The organism is Alkalicaulis satelles, from assembly GCF_008630495.1.
GTDB lineage: Bacteria > Pseudomonadota > Alphaproteobacteria > Caulobacterales > Maricaulaceae > Oceanicaulis > Oceanicaulis satelles.
Map to the genome: position 1 here is coordinate 689,491 of NZ_VWOJ01000001.1, position 14,883 is coordinate 704,373.

The following is a 14,883-nucleotide window of genomic DNA, read 5'->3' on the forward strand; positions in this document are numbered from 1 at the left end:
CAGGCTTCGGCTGAAAATGTGCAGCCATGTCTGACAAATAGATAAGGGCCAAGCCCATGACGGCGCCAGGGAGGCGGATTGCCAGGGTAGTGATCGTCGGCGGCGGCACGGCCGGCTGGATGGCGGCCGCCGCCCTGTCCCATGGCCTCAAAGGGACCGCAATCGCCATCGAACTGGTGGAATCAGAGGCGATCGGAACGGTCGGGGTCGGCGAATCCACCCTGCCCCATATCCGCCATTTCAACCAGACGCTCGGGATCGATGAAGCCGGGTTCCTGAAAGACACCAACGCCACCATCAAGCTGGGGATCGAGTTCCGCAACTGGGCGCGCAAGGGCGATTCCTATATCCATCCCTTCGGCGATTACGGCCATCCCGACGACCCGGTGAATTTCCACCATCACTGGCTGAGGCTGGGCGGCGAGGCGGCCATGGGGCCGATCGACGATTATTCCCTGCCGATCCAGATGGCGCGCCGCGAGCGCTTCGCACGCCCGTCCATGGATATGAGCTCGCTTCTGTCCACCTTCTCCTACGCCTACCAGTTCGACGCCGCCCTCTATGCCCGCTTCCTGCGCAGCTTCTCCGAGGCGCGCGGGGTAAAACGCACCGAAGGCCGGGTGGTGGATGTGGCGCTGGACGGCGAGAGCGGGTTCGTCACCGCCATCACGCTGGAAAACGGAACGCGCATCGAAGGCGATCTGTTTGTGGATTGCTCGGGCTTTCGGGGCCTGATCATCGAACAGGCGTTGAAAGCGGGCTATGAGGACTGGTCCCACTGGCTGCCCTGTGACCGGGCGATTGCCCTGCCCAGCGCGTCGACCCGCGAACTGCCGCCCTATACCCGCGCCACCGCGCAGGAGGCCGGCTGGTGCTGGCGCATTCCGCTGCAGCACCGCGTCGGCAATGGCCATGTCTACGCCAGCGCCTTCATGGATGACGCGCGCGCCGAGGACATCCTGATGGACGCGCTGGAGAACACCGCGCTGGCCGAGCCCAACCGGCTGCGCTTCCTGGCCGGCAAGCGCCGCCAGCAATGGAGCAAAAACTGCGTGGCCATCGGGCTGGCCTCGGGCTTCCTGGAACCGCTGGAGTCCACCTCCATCCACCTGATCCAGGTGGCGCTGGGCTATCTGCTGGACTTCTTCCCCACCGGCGCCTGGGACCCGGCGGACGCCGACGAGTTCAACCACTCCATGAGCCTGGAATACGAGCGGGTGCGTGATTTCCTGATCCTGCACTATCACGCCACCGAGCGGGACGACACGCCCTTCTGGGACTATTGCCGGACCATGGATATTCCCGATTCGCTGACCTGGAAGATGGAACTGTTCCGCGAGCGCGGCGTGCCCACGTCCTATGAATACGGCGTATTCCTGCCGCCCAGCTGGATCGCGGTCTATATCGGCCAGCGTATCGCGCCAAGACGCTTCGACCCGTTGGCTCAGGCCATACCGGAAGACGCTGCGCGCGCGCGCTTTGCCCGCCTGAAGGCGGAGATTGCAGCGCTGGCCGACACCCTGCCCCATCACGGCGCAGCCATCGGCATGACCCGCCCGCCCGCCAGCGCGGCAGGCTGAGCCATGAGCGGCGCGCCCGGACATATCTTCATCGCTGGCGGCGGCGTCGCCGGCTGGATGTTCGCCCTGGCCGCCGCGCGCGCCCTGGCGCCGCTGGGCGTTCAGATCACCGTGGCCGATGATGGCCGGCCGGATGAAAGCCTGGGCGCGCAAACGCCCGCCCTGTCCACCCTGCCCGGCGCTCAGGATCACCATCATGGGCTTGGTCTGGATGATCTTGACGTCCTGCGCGCCGCGCGCGGGAGCTTCAAGCTGGGCGAGCGCCACACCGGCTGGGCGCCGGGCGCTGACACCGTTCTGCCCTATGGCGATACCGGCGCCGATATCGGCCCGGTGCGCTTCCATCAGCAATTGATGCGGCTGGGCGCGCGGGCCGGCGACATGGATCTGGCCGCCTATTCGCTGGCGGGGGAAGCGGCGCGCCTGGGCCGTTTTGCGCCGCCCTCGCCGGACCCGGCCTCCTTCCTGTCCACGCTGGATTTCGGCCTTCATCTGGAGACGGCGGGCTATGCGCGCTTGCTGCGCGCCGCCGCGCTGCAATCGGGAGCGAAAGCGCTGGAGGGCCGCGTCATGTCCGCCCGGCGCGGCGATGACGGCGCGCTGACCGCCGCGCTGCTGGAGGATGGACGCGCGATCGAGGCTGATGTCTTCATCGACGCCACCGGCGAGCGCGCCGCGCTCATCTCCGGCGTGCTGGGCGTGGGGTGGGAGAGCTGGGCCGCGCCGGGCTTCGACCGCATCGCCAGCACCCTGACCCAAGAGGGCGCAGCCCCCGCCCCGCTGACGCACAACCAGGCGGACGCCGCAGGATGGGTGCGCACCATCCCTCTCTACGGCGCGCGGTCTGACCAGCTGGTGTTCGCCTCATCGGCCATGGACGATGCGGCCGCCATCGGACAGCTGGGCGGCGCAGCCTCGGTCAGCGCCTTCAATCCGGGACGGCGCACAGCGCCCTGGAGCGCCAATTGCCTGGCGGTGGGCGCGGCGGCCTGCCGGCCCGATCCGCTCGCCAGCGCCGAGGCGCATCTGGCCGCCAGCGCCGCCTTGCGCTTTCTCAAGCTGGTCCCCCATGGCGATGGCGGCGCTGTGGAAGCGCGCGAATATAACCGCGTGTTCGAGGCGGAAACCGGCTCTGTGCGCGATTTCGCCGCCCACGCCTATCTCGCCCAGACCCGTAAGGAAGCCCCCTGGGCCAGGGCCCGCACGCTGCAGCCCTCGCCGGAGCTGGCGCGGCGCATGGCGCTGTATGCAGCCCGGGGGCGCATCATGCGCAGCGAGGACGCGGTCTATGACGAGGCGATGTGGGCGGCGGCTTTCATCGCCCGGCGCGTCCAGCCGCACGATCATGACCCGCTGGCCAACGGTCTGGATGAAGCCGCCCTGAAACACCGCTGTGAGCATATCCGCCAGCTGGCCGCCCAGACCGCCCGGCGCCTGCCCGCCCATGGCGACATGCTGGCCCAGTTGCACGGGAGAGCGCCATGAGCGCCCCGCCCCTGCGCCAGATCGTGATCGTCGGCGGCGGCACGGCCGGCTGGATGGCGGCGGGCGCCCTGTCGCGCCTCATCGCCAATGGCGTCACACGCATCACCCTGGTGGAATCCGAGGAGATCGGCATTGTCGGCGTCGGCGAAGCCACCATCCCGCCCATCCGCCAGTTCAACGAGGTGCTGGGGCTGGACGAGCGCGAGTTTCTGAAAGCCACCCAAGGCAGCTACAAGCTGGGCATCGAGTTCGTGGACTGGACCCGGCCCGGCCACCGCTACATCCACCCGTTCGGCCCGTTCGGGGCGGACATGAACGCGGTGAAATTCCACCAGTTCTGGCTCAAGCTGCGCGGCCTCGGCCGGGCCGCCGATTTCGCCGAATATAATCTGTGCGCCATGGCGGCTTACGAGAACCGGTTCGGCGGCATCGCCCCGCCATACCGCTCACCACTGACACAGCTGCACTGGGCCTATCATTTCGACGCCTCGCTCTATGCCCGCTTCCTGCGGCGCTATTCCGAAGCGCGGGGCGTGACCCGGGTGGAAGGCAAGATCACAAAGGTTCACCAGCGCGCAGAGGACGGCTTTATCGAGAGCGTGGAGCTGGAGAGCGGGCAGAAGATCGAAGGCGAGCTGTTCATCGACTGCTCGGGCTTCAGAGGCCTGCTGATCGAACAGACGCTTCAAACCGGTTACGAGGACTGGACCCGCTGGCTGCCCTGCGACCGGGCGATAGCCGTGCCGTGCGCGCACGGAGATGGCGAGTTCACGCCCTATACACGTTCAACGGCCAGAGAGGCCGGCTGGCAGTGGCGCATTCCGCTGCAGCACCGGATCGGCAATGGCTATGTCTATTCCAGCCAGTTCATCTCCGACGACGAAGCCGCTTCCACCCTCCTGGCCAATCTGGACGGCGAGGCGCTGGCCGATCCGCGCCCCCTGCGCTTTGTCACCGGGCGCAGAAAGAAAGCCTGGGTGAAAAACTGCGTTGCGCTGGGGCTCGCCTCAGGCTTCCTCGAGCCGCTGGAATCCACCTCCATCCACCTGATCCAGAGCGGGATATCGCGGCTGCTCGCCCTGCTGCCTGACAGCGGCTTCGCGCAAGCTGAGATCGACGAGTACAACCGGCTCACCGACCAGCAGATCGAGGCCATCCGCGATTTCATCATCCTGCATTACCACGCCAATGAGCGCGACGGCGCGCCGCTCTGGGACGCCTGCCGGCACATGGACATACCGGACACTCTGGCGCGCAAGCTCGCCCTGTTCCGCAGCAAGGGCCGGCTGTTCCGCTATGAGGACGAGCTGTTCGCCGAGGCCAGCTGGCACGCGGTTTTGCTGGGCCAGAACGTGATGCCGCAGGGCTATGACCCGCTGGTGGACGCCGCGCCGGTGGACGAGATCGCCGCCGCGCTGGAAGAGATCCGCACCCTGGTGCGCGGCGCCGCTGGCTCCATGCCGCTGCACGCCGACTTCATCAATCAGCACTGCCGCGCCAGCGCCGCCTGAAGGGGGACCAGATGGACGAGACCCGCATACGCAAGATCGTGATCGCCGGCGGCGGCACCGCCGGATGGATGACCGCGGCCGCCTTGGCCAAAATCCTCGGCCCCCGCTATGCCGACATCACCCTGGTGGAATCCGAGGAGATCGGCACGGTGGGCGTGGGCGAGGCCACCATCCCCCAGATCAATATCTTCAACCGGATGCTGGGCCTGGACGAGAACGACTTCGTGCGCGAGACCCAAGGCTCGTTCAAGCTGGGCATCGAGTTTGTCGGTTGGGGCAAAAAGGACCACCGCTATTTCCACCCGTTCGGCCCCTTCGGCGTGGACATGGAGGGCGTCTCCTTCCACGCCTATTGGCTGCGCATGCTTCATGGCGGCGATCCGCGCCTGGTGACCGAGTATTCGCTGACCTCGGTGGCGGCGAGCCAGAACCGCTTCATGCGGCCGGTCAAGGCGGGCAATTCCCCGCTCTCCAACATCGCCTACGCCTTCCATTTCGACGCCGGGCTCTATGCCCGCTTCCTGCGCCGCTTCGCCGAAGCGCGCGGGGTGACGCGCACCGAAGGCAAGATCGTCAAGGTCCATCAGCGCGCAGAGGACGGCTTTATCGAGAGCGTGGAGCTGGAGAGCGGGCAGAAGATCGAAGGCGAGCTGTTCATCGACTGCTCGGGCTTCAGAGGCCTGCTGATCGAACAGACGCTGAAGGCCGGATACGAGGACTGGACCCACTGGCTGCCCTGCGACCGGGCGATGGCCGTGCCCTGCGCACATGGAGATGGCGAGTTCACGCCCTATACCCGCTCGACCGCCCGCGAGGCCGGCTGGCAATGGCGCATTCCGCTGCAGCACCGCATCGGCAATGGCTATGTCTATTCCAGCCAGTTCATCTCCGACGATGAAGCGGCCTCGACGCTGATGGCCAATCTTGATGGCGAGGCGCTGGCTGACCCCCGCCAGCTGCGCTTTGTGACCGGGCGCAGAAAGAAAGCCTGGGTGAAAAACGTGGTCGCGCTAGGCCTGGCCTCGGGCTTCCTGGAACCGCTGGAGTCCACCTCCATCCATCTCATCCAGAGCGGGATTGCGCGCCTGCTCATGCTCTTCCCCAGCCGGGCGTTCGAGCCGGCCGATATCGCGCGCTATAATTTCATGATCGCGCGCGAGTTCGAGCAGGTGCGCGACTTCATCATCCTGCACTATCACCTCACCAAGCGCGATGATGCGCCGATGTGGAACTATTGCCGCCAGATGGACGTGCCCGAAACGCTGAAGGAAAAATACCGCATCTTCGAGAGCCACGGGCGCATCTTCCGCGACAATGACGAGCTGTTCAACGACACCAGCTGGTTCGCTGTAATGATCGGCCAGGGCCTGGTCCCGCGCAGCTATGACCCAGTGGTGGAAGCCATGGACGAGGCCACGCTGCGCGCGCGCATGGACGAGCTGCACGCCGTGATCGGCAATTGCGCCACCCAGATGCCCGGCCATGCCGACTTCATCGCCATGAACTGCGCCGCGAAAGCCGCTTGAGAAGCGCCGGTTTTCCTTGAAACCACCCGCCCGGCCTGAAATGATAGCGCTAACAAAACGGAGGCGAAACGCCCCGCCAAGGGATATGAGGGAGGATTATCATGAAACCGCACCGTCACTCAGTCGCGCTGTTGTCCGGCGCCAGCGCGCTGGCGCTCCTGCTGGGCGCCTGCGAAGCGCCTGAAGCGGTTGAGGATGCGCCGCCGCCCGCAGCCAATGGCGAAACCGAAGCCGCTATGAACGGCGAGGACGGCCCGCTGCTCGCCCGGTTCGACTGGTTTCATTATGAGGGCGGCGATCCGGCTCATGAGGCCTTCCCGGCGGGCGAGGGCGAGTTCCAGAACCCGGTCCTGGGCGGGTTTTATCCCGACCCGAACATACTCCAGGTGGGCGAGGATTATTACCTGACCACCTCCACCTTCGCCTACTTTCCCGGCCTGCCGGTGTTTCACAGCCGCGATCTGGTCAACTGGACCCAGATCGGCAATGCGCTGGACCGCACCGACATGGTCGATTTCGGCAATCTGGGGCTTTCGCGCGGCATTTTCGCGCCGGCCATGGCCCACCATGAGGGCGTGTTCTACATGCTCAACACGTGTGTGGATTGCGGGGACAATTTCCTGATCACCGCCGAGGATCCCGCCGGGCCGTGGTCAGCGCCGGTCTGGCTGCCCGATCTGGCGGGCGGGATCGACCCGTCCCTCTTCATCGACGAGGACGGGCGCGCCTATATCCTCAATAACGGCCCGCCTGACCGCGAGCCGGAATATGACGGCCACCGCGCGGTCTGGATCCAGCAATTCGACCTTGAAAGCCTCACCACGTTTGGCGAGCGCATCGTGCTGGTCGATGGCGGGGTGGACTTCTCCGAACAGCCGATCTGGATCGAGGGTCCGCATATCTACAAGGTGGACGGGCTCTACTATCTGATCTGCGCCGAGGGCGGCACGGCCGAAGGCCATTCCCAGGTCGTGCTGCGCAGCGAAAACCCCATGGGGCCGTATGAGGCCTGGGACGGCAATCCCATCCTCACCCAGCGCGATCTGCCGCGCGACCGGCCCTATCCCATCACATCCGCCGGCCACGCCAGCTTCGTCACCACGCCCTCGGGCGAATGGTGGAGCACCTTCCTGGCCGTGCGGCCCTATGGCGATGATCTCTACAATACCGGCCGGGAAACCTTCCTGATGCCGGTAAGCTGGGAGGAGGGCTGGCCGCGCATGACCGGGGACGGCGATCTCATCCCTTACGCCTATCGCCGTCCGGACCTGCCGCCGCAAGACCCCGCCGATCCGCCCATGGCCGGTGCGTTCGAGGTGCATGAGGATTTCTCAGGCCCCTTGCCGCCGCACTGGATGATGCTGCGCGTGCCGCAGGAGAGCTGGCATGATCTGGACAGCGAGCCGGGCAGCCTGGTGCTGACCGCGCGCCATGTGGCGCTGGGCGAGAACGCCAACCCGTCCTATCTCGGGCGCCGCCAGCAGCACATGTATGCCAGCGCCTCCATGCGCATGCGCTTTGAGCCGCAATCGGCGGGCGACAGGGCCGGGCTGGTTGCCCTGCAGAGCGATGAATACTGGTATTTCATCGGGCTGGCGCGCGATCAGGACGGTGATGTGATCCGGGTGGAGCGCCGCGCCGGTCCCGATCAGGACGTACACGGAGAGATTCTCGCCAGCACGCCGTTCGAGGGCGAGGCGGGCGCGCCCATCGATCTGCGCATCACCGCGCGGGCGGGCGAGATTGATTTCCACTACGCGCTCGAAGAGGACGCGTGGCGGCCGCTTCTGGAAGATGCGGACGGCTCGCTCCTGTCCACCCGCATCGCAGGCGGATTTGTCGGCGTGACCATGGGGCCGTACGCCTATTCAGGCGGGGAGTAGGAAGAGGCGCTGGAACCCCGGACGCGCCAGCGGTCCGGGGTCCCGGCCCCCGAGCCGGGACGAATAACTAACTACATACAAATATTTGCGTTTTCCCGGCGAAAGCCGGGACCCAGAAAAGACTGGGCGCCGGCTTTCGCCGGAGTGGAGCCCCGGCGCGCAGCGCCGCACCCTGCTACGCCGGAGCGGAGCCCCGGCTCCGCCGAGGCGAAAGCGCGACCGCGCGCCCGAGCCTATGCGAGGAGCGACGCACGGATGTGCGGAGCATCACTAAAAACTGGGTCCCGGCTTTCGCCGGGAAAACGCAAGAAGGAGGTACTGGACTCATCTCGCCAGTCCGGCCCCGTCAGGGGCCGCAAGGGCAAAGCCCGCCCGCGACTTTTCGCGGAACATCGCAGCCCGGATGGGCTGCGGAACCAACAACACCCCTACGCCGCCCGTCCTACACCCCCTACTCCGCCCGCCAGCTCTGCGGCGGGCCGAGATAGGTTTGCGGCAGGTCATCGCGCGCGATCACGATGCGCTGGAAGACCGGACCGGTATCGACCATCCAGAGGCGCAAGACTTGCGGGCCGGCCTCCACAGTGTGGCGGCTGGTATGGACGACCGAGTTGTCGCCCACATTGCGCTCCCATGTCGCTTCGGACTCATCGAGATGCATATTGATGATCTGCGGGGCCTCATCGCCGATGGAGATCGCGTAGCGCAAGCCGCCTTGCGCCTTGAAATCCAGCGTCGGTGAAAGCGTCACCTGCACCTCCACCTCGCCGGCTTCCAGCAGGTGGAGATCGTATTCCAGGCGCGGGGACTCTCCGCCCGGCGTCACGGCCTCAGCCGTGGGCGGAAAGAGCGTCACCGATGAGAGCGTGCGGCCGAGATCGGGCACGGTGCGCCAGGCCACGCCCTCGCCGTCCATCGCACGGGCGAAGTGTGCGGCCTCCATGGCAATGAAGCCGTCTGCCTCCACAAACGCGCCCTCAGACGGCGCGATATCCGGGTTCACGGCCGTGACGGCGATCTCGATCACGCTCCGGTCCGGACCGGTGACGGATATCACCGCGCTGGCCTCGCCCTCGGGCGCCGCGTCCCAGTCGATGGAGACCGCGACCCGGCCATCACCGCGCCCCTGCGTGTCGGACAAGCGCACCCAGGGCGCGCTGGCGGCGAGGGTGTAGCGGGCCGGACTGCCTCCACGGTCGAACAGATCGATATGGCGGGTCTGGCGGCCATGACGGTAGAAGACGGGCAAGGCCGGCGCGCCGTCTGCGCCCGGCCAGGCCCGCTCATCGCCCTCGACGGCCACGCCCAGCACCGCGCCGCGCACCGGATTCACAGTCTCCAGATCAGGCAGCACATCTTCTTCAGGCTGCTGCCAATAGGTATAGGAGATGCGGGTCTGGGCCATCATGTGGACCCATTTTCCGTCCGCCACATCCTCTTCATAGATGCGGTCCAGCTCATGGCTGCGCTCGAACGCGGCGCGCACCGCATCCGCGCTGGCATTGGCCGCTGCGCGCCCCTGCGCGGCGTAGAGCCGGTTGCGCGCGGTCTCGATATGCAGGCGATTGAGATTGCCCGCCGCGATCACCGGATACCAGACCAGCTGGACGAAAGCGTCGTCATAGGCCGGATCGAGGCGCTCGCGCACCGCATTGGCCAGCTCAGCCAGCGCATCCCATTCGGCCAGGATGCGGTCCGCCTCGCCGAAATTGACCAGGCTATACGTATCCGGCCCGACCATCTCCGGCTTGCGGCGTGAATTATAGTTCGTATAGCCGGTCAGCAGCGCGGCGATATCGTCTGCGTGCTGTTCGCCAAACTGCTGGGCGGCCCAGCCGCGCGTAAAGCCCTCCATCACGCCTTGCGTCATGGCGGCCGGGTTCCAGGCCTGGGTCAGGAAGTGGCTGATGGGCAGTTCCATGGGTTTGAGATCGCCGACATTGACCAGCCAGAGCTGATCGGCGCCGAACGCGGCGGCGATATTCATCTGCTCCCAGGTGCGCGCGATCTGGGTGGTGTTGATCCATTTATAGTTCCGCGGACCGCCCACATAGTCGAAATGATAGTACATCCCGAACCCGCCCTCGCGCGTCTCGCCCGGTTGCGGCACGCGGCGGATATTGCCCCAGTTGTCGTTGGCGAACAGGATCATCACGTCATCAGGCACGCTCATCCCGGCGTCGTAATAGTCCTGCACCTCCTTGTAGAGCGCCCACATTTGCGGCGTTTCGTGTGCCGGGCGGCCGGTCACCTCCTCGATGATGGCGCGCTGGTCGGCGACGATGCGCTCCAGCAGCTCCACCTCGGTCTCGTCGCTCATGGCTTCATCGCCATCGCCGCGCATGCCCAGCACCACCGGGGTCTGGTGGCGCGCCAGCCGGGTTAGCCCCTCACGCCAGAAGCGCTGGAGATTGTCCTGATTGGCGCGGTAATCCCATTCGCCCATCCCGTAGCGCTCCCACTCGATATGGGCGCGCAGCATGGGCTCGTGATGGGTGGTGCCGACCACCACGCCCATGGCCTCGGCGGTGACCGGGTTCATGGCGTCATCATCGTAGAACGCCTTGCCCCACATGGCTGACCACAGATAATTGCCGCGCAGGCGCAAGATCAGCTCGAACACATCGCCATAGAAGCGGTGATTGAAGCCGCCATAGGTCTCGTTGACCCAGCCCAGCAGGGCCGGGTTCTCGTTATTGAGGAAAATGCCCCGGTAGCGCACATGCGGGCGCTCGGCCCGGCGCCCTTCGGTGACATAGAGATCGCTGCGCCGCTCTATCGGCACATCGGCCCACCAGTGCCAGGGCGAGACGCCCATGCGCTCGGAGAGGTCGTAAATGCCGAAGATCGCCCCGCGCATGTCGGAGCCTGCGATCACCAGGGCGCGCTCTATGCCCGGCGCGGGATTGTCGACCACCTGCTGGACATAGGCTTCCCATTCGCCCGCGACGCCCGAGACATCCAGACGCCCCTCCGCCGCCAGCCGGTCGATATCGTGATTGCGGCCCAGCACCCCGGCCATGACCGCCATGCCCCGGCTGTCCACACGCCGCAAATGGGTGATTTCAGCTCCGGCCGTGACGCCCGCTATGCGGTCGAGATCATTGCGCAGATCCTGGGCGGCGCGCAGCAGGCCGGGATAATCGCCCGGATCGGTCAGCACCACGGTGGGGTCATCGGCGACGATCAGGGCAAAGGCCGAAACCGGCGGCGACCCAGCGCACACGCCCGCGGGGCCTTCGCATTCCCCGCGGACCGGATGCTGGGCCGCCGCCGGTCCCGACAGGCAGGCGAACGCCATGAGCGTCAGGAGCCGCAGGATCCAGGGGAATGGATTCAGATGGCTCGCGCTCATGGCGTTGCGTCCTTGCTGCCAGGTTCGGGATGCGGCCTCTACTCGACCACGGTCAGGGTGGTGGAGCGCAGCTCGGCGGAGTTCGGTCCGGCCGAGATGGTGAAGGTCCCCGGCTCCACCTCACGCTCCATCTGAAGGTTCCACAGAGACAGCGCCTCAGGCTCCAGCTCGAAGCGCACGGTGCGCCGCTCGCCAGGGCGCAGTGTGACGCGCTCAAAGCCCTTCAGCTCGAGAACAGGACGGGTGATCGTGGCCACATCGTCGCGCACATAGAGCTGGACCACCTCGTCGCCGAGCCGGTCGCCGGTATTGCGCACGTCGACCTCCACGACCGCCGTCTCGCCCACGCGGATGGAAGCGCGCTGCAGGCGCGGTTCGGAGATGTCGAATGTGGTGTAGGACAGGCCAAAGCCGAACGGGAAGAGCGGGCTGACATCGTCCAGCAGATAGCCGCGGCGCGCGGTCGGCTTGTGATTATAGAAGACCGGCAGATGGCCCGCCGAGCGTGCGAAGCTGACCGGCAGCTTGCCGCCCGGATTGACCGCGCCGAACACCACGTCGGCCACCGCATTGCCGGTCTCCTGACCCAGATACCAGCCCTCAATCACCGCATCGGCGTTCTCCAGAAGCTCCTGGATCGCCAGCGGGCGGCCATTGAGCAAAAGGACCACGGTGGGCTTGCCCAGCGCGAAGATTTCGCGGGCCAGATCCATCTGCTGGCCGAACAGCTCCAGCGTGGGGCGGTCGCCCAGATGGTATTCGGCCCAGGCCTCGCGGCTGAGCTGCTCGTTCTCGCCCAGCACCATGAGGATGACGTCCGCATCGCGCGCCGCTTCCACGGCCTCGGCGATCAGGCGTTCATTGACCTCGGCCGGCACCGGATCAACGTCATCGGCGGCCCATTCGCGGCTTTCGGTCAGGCGCACGCCTTCGGAATAGATGACATTGAAATTGCCATGCTGCTCAGCGGCGTTCTCCATGCCCTCCAGCACGCTGACCACATGGCGGGGAATGTCGCTATAGCCGCCCAGCGGGGTATCCACTGCATGGGTGCCCAGCACGGCCAGCGTGCCGGTGCGGGCCGGGTCGAGCGGCAGGGTTCCGTTATTGGACAGAAGCACCATGGCCCGCTGGGCCGCCTCGCGCGCCAGCGCAATGGCCTCCGGCGTGGCCGTCAGGCCTTCCGCGGCGTCTTCGTCCACATACGGATCATCAAAAAGGCCGGCCAGGAATTTCATGGTCAGCAGGCGGCGCACGGCGGCGTCGACCGCCTCTTCAGACACCCGGCCTTCGCGCACCAGGCGCACAAGATGGGGATAGCCGTCCGGGTCGGGCAGTTCGATATCCACCGTCGCGTCCATAGCCCGCACCACGGCGTCATCGATATCGTCGAGCATCTGGTGGCGGGTGATGATCTCTCGGATCGCGAAATAGTCACTGACGATCACGCCATCAAAGCCCCATTCCTCGCGCAAGACGTCATTGAGCAGCCAGCGATTGGCGTGGCTGGGCAGGCCGTCAATCTCGTTATAGGAGGCCATCACCGACATCACAGGCAGCTGGGTGATCGCCGCCTCGAAGGGCGGGAAGAACACCTCGCGCAGCGTGCGCTCGGAGATATTGGCCGGGCCGATATTGATGCCCGATTCCGGCTCGCCATGGCCGGTCATGTGCTTGAGCGTCACAAACACCCGCTCGGGCTCCAGCGGCAATGTCTCGCCCTGGAAACCGCGAATGGCGGCCAGACCGATCTCGGTGACCAGATAGGGGTCTTCCCCATAGGTCTCCTCGATGCGGCCCCAGCGCGGATCGCGCGCCACATCGACCACCGGAGACAGAACCAGGCGCGCGCCGCGTGCGCGCACCTCGCTGGCGGTCGTGGTGAACACGCGCTCCACCAGATCACGGTCCCAGGTGCTGGCCAGCGCAATCGATTGCGGGAAGCTGGTCGAACCGCGCGCCACATAGCCGTGCAGCGCTTCTTCATGGAACATGACCGGGATGCCAAGCCGCGTATTCTCGATGGCCCAGCGCTGGGCGGCGTTGATGTATTCGGCGGTCTGGCGCTCGGTGCGGTTGACCGCGCCTTCATTCGCGCCTGCGGCCACATTGTCCGGATCGGCGCCGCGGAAATCGGAGGGGCGGGAAATCTGGCCGATCCCGTGCGGATAATTCTGCGAGGCCAGTTCAGGATCGAAATCGCCATCGGGCGTCTCGATATCGCCCTTGGACAGCCAGATGCCGATCATCTGGGCGACCTTCTCCTCCAGCGTCATGTGTGAAAGCAGGTCTTCAACACGAACCTCGACCGGCTGGGAGGCGTCGCGATAGATCGCATCTTCGCCAGGCTCAACCGCCGCATGGGCGATCGCCCCGCCCGACATGGCCAGACCCGCTGCAGCAAGCGCGGCCAGCCAGCCCCGCATTGGTCTGCGTAATTCAACGACGCTCATTGTCAGTCCCTCCCCTGTGATCCGGCTCATTGAGCGGCCAGATATGATAGCGCTACCACACCCTAGTTCGGCGGCGGGAAGGCGGTCAATGAATTTGTCTGATTATTCGCGCCAAGTGGACACTCCCCGCGCTTCAGTTTATCTGGGTACTGAGTGTTGATATGTCTGATAAGCGCCGTCTGTCCTGCGGCGCCCCTTAACCGGAGCGAGACCGATGGCTGCCCGGCGCCGCGATGTCCTGGCTGCGATGGCCCCTGCAGAACGCCCCCTGACGCGCATTCATGGCACGATTGCGCATGATCTGGGTGTGGCCATCGTCTCGGGGCGCTACAAGCCGGGCGAGACTTTGCCCACCGAGATCGAATTCAGCGAACAGCTCAAGGTCTCGCGCAGCGCCTATCGCGAGGCGGTGCGCACCCTGGCCGCCAAGGGGCTGGTGGAAAGCCGTCCCAAGACCGGCACGCGCATCGCCGAACAATACCGCTGGAATCTGCTCGACCCGGATGTGCTGGCCTGGTTCTTTGAAGCCGAGCCCCTGCCCAAGCTGGTCGAGGGCCTGTTCGAGCTGCGCCTGATCGTGGAGCCCGCCGCCGCGGCGCTGGCCGCCGAACGGCGCGATTCCCGGCATCTCACACGCATGCGCGAGGCCCTGATGCGCATGGAGCGCCACACCGTAACCACGGCGGCCGGGCGTGATGCGGACCGGGAATTTCACGCCATCATTCTCGAGGCCACCGGCAATCCGCCCTTGCTGTGCCTGGCCAGCACCATCGGCGCAGGCGTCCACTGGACCACCGTCTACAAGGCCCGCAAGGACGAGCTGCCCGCCGATCCCATGCCCCAGCACTGGAAAGTCTTCGACGCCATCGCCGCTGGCGGCCCCGAAGAAGCACGCGCCGCCATGGAAGTGCTGGTGCGCGGCGCGCTCAGGGACACGTCCCGCGCGCTCAAGCGTGCGGCCCCCGCGCGGCAAGGCAAACGCCCCGGCGCCGCCTGACGCGATCGTGATGGACACGAAGCGGGCGAAGCGCCCAAAGAGCGCTTGCGGGGTCCGGGATTCAGCTTTATTTGTCGGACTAATGGCGCTTGA

At 66.1% G+C, this 14,883-nt stretch carries 8 protein-coding genes; 6 read left to right on the forward strand and 2 right to left on the reverse strand.

Annotated features, from left to right (window positions below):
• The first annotated feature begins 56 nt into the window (after positions 1 to 56).
• The 5 genes from F1654_RS03345 to F1654_RS03365 all read left to right on the forward strand — a co-directional run bounded on the left by F1654_RS03345 (position 57) and on the right by F1654_RS03365 (position 7,985).
• Positions 57 to 1,580: a tryptophan halogenase family protein gene (locus F1654_RS03345; protein ID WP_150022074.1), complete on the forward strand. Its 1,524-nt coding sequence runs from the start codon at positions 57 to 59 to the stop codon at positions 1,578 to 1,580.
• A 3-nt stretch (positions 1,581 to 1,583) separates the two neighbouring features.
• The gene (locus tag F1654_RS03350; RefSeq protein ID WP_150022075.1) at positions 1,584 to 3,065 is read left to right on the forward strand and encodes a tryptophan 7-halogenase; all 1,482 of its coding nucleotides are present in this window, start codon (positions 1,584 to 1,586) and stop codon (positions 3,063 to 3,065) included.
• Positions 3,062 to 4,576, forward strand: a complete 1,515-nt coding sequence (locus tag F1654_RS03355; RefSeq protein WP_150022076.1) for a tryptophan halogenase family protein — start codon at positions 3,062 to 3,064, stop codon at positions 4,574 to 4,576. Before F1654_RS03350 ends, F1654_RS03355 begins: the two co-directional genes overlap by 4 nt.
• Positions 4,577 to 4,587: 11 nt before the next feature.
• Complete coding sequence (locus F1654_RS03360) at positions 4,588 to 6,102, forward strand: tryptophan halogenase family protein (RefSeq protein WP_150022077.1); 1,515 nt, start codon at positions 4,588 to 4,590, stop codon at positions 6,100 to 6,102.
• A gap of 101 nt (positions 6,103 to 6,203) precedes the next feature.
• Positions 6,204 to 7,985 carry a glycoside hydrolase family 43 protein gene (locus F1654_RS03365; RefSeq protein ID WP_233205094.1) on the forward strand — a complete coding sequence of 594 codons (1,782 nt, stop codon included), beginning with the start codon at positions 6,204 to 6,206 and terminating at the stop codon, positions 7,983 to 7,985.
• Positions 7,986 to 8,436: 451 nt separating this feature from the next.
• On the opposite strand, the gene F1654_RS03370 is transcribed toward F1654_RS03365, so the two are convergent.
• Together F1654_RS03370 and F1654_RS03375 are read right to left on the reverse strand one after the other, a co-directional pair.
• On the reverse strand, positions 8,437 to 11,340 hold the full coding sequence (locus tag F1654_RS03370) for a glycosyl hydrolase 115 family protein (protein WP_150022078.1): 2,904 nt from the start codon (positions 11,338 to 11,340) through the stop codon (positions 8,437 to 8,439).
• A gap of 38 nt (positions 11,341 to 11,378) precedes the next feature.
• Complete coding sequence (locus F1654_RS03375; RefSeq protein ID WP_233205095.1) at positions 11,379 to 13,793, reverse strand: glycoside hydrolase family 3 N-terminal domain-containing protein; 2,415 nt, start codon at positions 13,791 to 13,793, stop codon at positions 11,379 to 11,381.
• A gap of 214 nt (positions 13,794 to 14,007) precedes the next feature.
• On the opposite strand from F1654_RS03375, the gene F1654_RS03380 reads away from it, so the two are divergent.
• On the forward strand, positions 14,008 to 14,790 hold the full coding sequence (locus F1654_RS03380; protein WP_150022079.1) for a FadR/GntR family transcriptional regulator: 783 nt from the start codon (positions 14,008 to 14,010) through the stop codon (positions 14,788 to 14,790).
• Positions 14,791 to 14,883: the final 93 nt, after the last annotated feature.

Coding starts and splice junctions, on each gene's coding strand:
- F1654_RS03380 (WP_150022079.1), top strand. CDS start 14,008: ATGGCTGCCCGGCGCCGCGATGTCCTGGCTGCGATGGCCCCTGCAGAA.
- F1654_RS03370 (WP_150022078.1), bottom strand. CDS start 11,340: ATGAGCGCGAGCCATCTGAATCCATTCCCCTGGATCCTGCGGCTCCTG.
- F1654_RS03365 (WP_233205094.1), top strand. CDS start 6,204: ATGAAACCGCACCGTCACTCAGTCGCGCTGTTGTCCGGCGCCAGCGCG.
- F1654_RS03375 (WP_233205095.1), bottom strand. CDS start 13,793: ATGAGCGTCGTTGAATTACGCAGACCAATGCGGGGCTGGCTGGCCGCG.
- F1654_RS03350 (WP_150022075.1), top strand. CDS start 1,584: ATGAGCGGCGCGCCCGGACATATCTTCATCGCTGGCGGCGGCGTCGCC.
- F1654_RS03355 (WP_150022076.1), top strand. CDS start 3,062: ATGAGCGCCCCGCCCCTGCGCCAGATCGTGATCGTCGGCGGCGGCACG.
- F1654_RS03360 (WP_150022077.1), top strand. CDS start 4,588: ATGGACGAGACCCGCATACGCAAGATCGTGATCGCCGGCGGCGGCACC.
- F1654_RS03345 (WP_150022074.1), top strand. CDS start 57: ATGACGGCGCCAGGGAGGCGGATTGCCAGGGTAGTGATCGTCGGCGGC.